At 41.8% G+C, this 2602-nt stretch carries 3 protein-coding genes and 1 pseudogene; 1 reads left to right on the top strand and 3 read right to left on the bottom strand.

Annotation, left to right across the window (positions count from 1 at the left end):
• Positions 1-235 (top strand): annotated as a pseudogene (locus BM258_RS24675) (hypothetical protein); the annotation flags it as partial.
• Between the two features lie 77 nt (positions 236-312).
• Here BM258_RS24675 and BM258_RS24170 read toward each other — a convergent pair.
• The 3 genes from BM258_RS24170 to BM258_RS24180 all read right to left on the bottom strand — a co-directional run bounded on the left by BM258_RS24170 (position 313) and on the right by BM258_RS24180 (position 2316).
• Positions 313-927 (bottom strand): hypothetical protein, encoded by a 615-nt coding sequence (locus BM258_RS24170; protein ID WP_090075794.1) that lies wholly within the window; start codon positions 925-927, stop codon positions 313-315.
• Positions 928-1125: 198 nt separating this feature from the next.
• Complete coding sequence (locus BM258_RS24175) at positions 1126-1800, bottom strand: hypothetical protein (protein ID WP_090075795.1); 675 nt, start codon at positions 1798-1800, stop codon at positions 1126-1128.
• 225 nt (positions 1801-2025) lie between these two features.
• Positions 2026-2316, bottom strand: a complete 291-nt coding sequence (locus BM258_RS24180; RefSeq protein WP_090075796.1) for an Imm53 family immunity protein — start codon at positions 2314-2316, stop codon at positions 2026-2028.
• Positions 2317-2602 lie beyond the last annotated feature (286 nt).

Here is a 2602-nt window from a genome sequence, read left to right on the forward strand (position 1 = left end):
AATTTTACTCGCTCATAACCCACCTAAGTGGGTCAATTTTGCACGCCGATTCACAATGAAGGAGATCAGACGCCGCACGCGTGTGGTGGGGGCATTTCCAGACGGGCAGTCATGCCTGAACCTGGCTGCGGCCAGGCTCAGGCATATCGCAGCCAGCAAGTGGTCAACGCGAAAATACATGAACATGGAACCGCTCTTCGCAGAGCAAAATCAATCACAGGGAGCCGTGGCCTGAAAACCAAAGTGCGAAAAATCTTTGACACTACCCAGGAGCTGGCGGATATTCTCTGAATGCACTAAAATCGAAAATGTTCACATTTTTTCTAGAGTAAAAGGAAATATCTCAGATTTAAGATGAGGTTTACGCGTGCAATCTATTACTGAATTTGCAAAATCGACTGCATCTTCAGAGAATGATCTGCATAGATCTTTATCTGATACTCCTTCGAATGGATGCTTGGTTAATGAATGGTTGCGGGCGTACAGAATGTATTCGAGTTCATCATTTCTCATCATGAGAATTTTGTTTTGAATATCTATGACTGCAAATTGTTGTACAAAGCCTGCCCATTCCTGAAATTCACTAGCAAGATGAAAAGAGAATTTTTCTATCTCCACCACAAGCTGGTCATTAATATTCAGCGAAAAGATTAGAAGTTTTGCAGGATGTCTCGAGAACAGGATTTCAAAATGAGCCTCTATGGTTTTTCCATTAATTGAGTACGAATCTTGTGAATAGCTTCCCCCCCAAATTACGTGATTCACATAACCATTCAGAGGACTGATGTAGTAAGGGTAGTTTGGAATTTTAGATTGTTTAATTAGGTCCGAAGGAACCCATCCTGACGAGACAACGACATCCCAACTGGATATACGGCACCCATGCTTAATAAAACAATCGGTGTTCTCAAAGTGGTGTTTCGTCATAGGTCAGTCTGATCAGCCCCATTTGAGTGGTCCGTTTTGAATGTTAGTGCATTACAGGCCTTTGTTCCATCTGAATGATGGTTTCAGGGGCTGGAGGGCGATAGCCCCGGTGAGAAACTTCGTATTGGTACTGCTATGCAGTTTATTTCTGCAATCCTCCGAACCGTTCTGTTTCAAGATAGATGGCTTTGTGCAGGATTACGTCAATCTCAAAACACGAGAAATATATGTTGTTTTCAACATGTCGAGGAAGTCAGGAGAGCAAAGACGAGCCGCTTGTGAAATATTTTTGTTAAAATAATCGGTCCAAAACGAATGATTTTTACCAAATAGTTCACTTTTTTCGATAGGTTCTCTTTTTGAAATAACAATGAACGGAAACTCAGGGCATAGTGTCACCCAAAAATCCTGCCCCTCATCGAAGATAATGAAATGTGTATTCGCACCGCCGTTTTGCGCGAGGCTTGATACAATGTCATAGGAGAAGGTTGGTATTTCTACCGCTATTAAGTGTCTTGGATCACATGAAGCGATGAACTTCTTGGGTCGAAGCGTTTCATTAATTTTACTTTCAATGAGCTCAGAGAGCTTTTGTCCGTTAAATGAAATTTCTTCCTGATCTTCGAATGAGAATGGAATCAAATAGTGTGTTAGATCACCTGAGATCTTAGGGATTGGATCCACAGTGTTCCATACGCAGAGGTGGGTGACGAGTAAGTCAAAAAGTTGATCATGATTCAGTTTGTTGGCTTGGTCATTTGAAAGAAACCTCACCCCTTTCTCTTTGAGCCAAGGAACAATGTCAGACGCACCAAAATTACCTCCAAATGGCAGGAAAGCGTCTTTCCGATAGAATGGTTCTGCTTCGCTCATTTTCTGTCCCGTCTCAACGCCTATGGGACAGATTGGGTTGATTTGACAAAGGAGGATTTTGGCTCATCGTAGCTCTAGCAAAGGAAGCGAAGATGAGACAAATGCTCTCTTACTTTGAAGCCAACTTGGTACCATTTCATTTGATAACGGACACAGCACTATAATGCTCTTGTTGAACGGTACCTCGAAATTGGTGCTACAGATTTAGACAGATAGAGGTTTGTTTTAATCCTCTAAACCTAAGAAAATTTCCAATGCTTCTGACAGGTTGTTTACACCACATGAAATTTCTAATGATTGGGCTTCTTTCTGGTAATTGAACATTATAAAATCAGAATCTGATCGCAAAATGTTTCTTTCTTTGATTGTACTATCAACACCATGTTTGAGATCATCAAACTCGATTAGAATATACCACCCTGGATTATCGGTAGTTTCTATTGTAATGCCACCTTGGTGTTCCCAATCCCCATCGCATCTATCTTTAAACCAGGCTTCGATTTTTGAAACATTCATATTAATTCTCGTTATTTAGGAAGTTCATCAGGTTCTGCGGAACGAACATTTTTTTCTTTAGACTCATGGACATGTGGGGTTGGGACTTTAGTTCCGTCTTTGTTCGTGTGAGCCTTGCCTTTAGTGTCTACTCTTTTCCCAGCATCGAATCCTGACGGATTCTTGGGGTTTGGCACCCACTCTTGGTAACCTGAGCTATAGGTGAATCTGGTGTTTGGAGGATTTGAAAGTTGGCGGTGCATCTGATTGGATCGTCGTTGCTACGCGAATCCACCAATCTTCGAGG

It is taken from the genome of Cohaesibacter marisflavi (assembly GCF_900115225.1).
Taxonomy (GTDB): domain Bacteria; phylum Pseudomonadota; class Alphaproteobacteria; order Rhizobiales; family Cohaesibacteraceae; genus Cohaesibacter; species Cohaesibacter marisflavi.

Excerpts from the sequence above, each read along its gene's own strand:
- BM258_RS24170 (WP_090075794.1), bottom strand. The coding sequence starts at position 927 with ATGACGAAACACCACTTTGAGAACACCGATTGTTTTATTAAGCATGGG.
- BM258_RS24175 (WP_090075795.1), bottom strand. The coding sequence starts at position 1,800 with ATGAGCGAAGCAGAACCATTCTATCGGAAAGACGCTTTCCTGCCATTT.
- BM258_RS24180 (WP_090075796.1), bottom strand. The coding sequence starts at position 2,316 with ATGAATGTTTCAAAAATCGAAGCCTGGTTTAAAGATAGATGCGATGGG.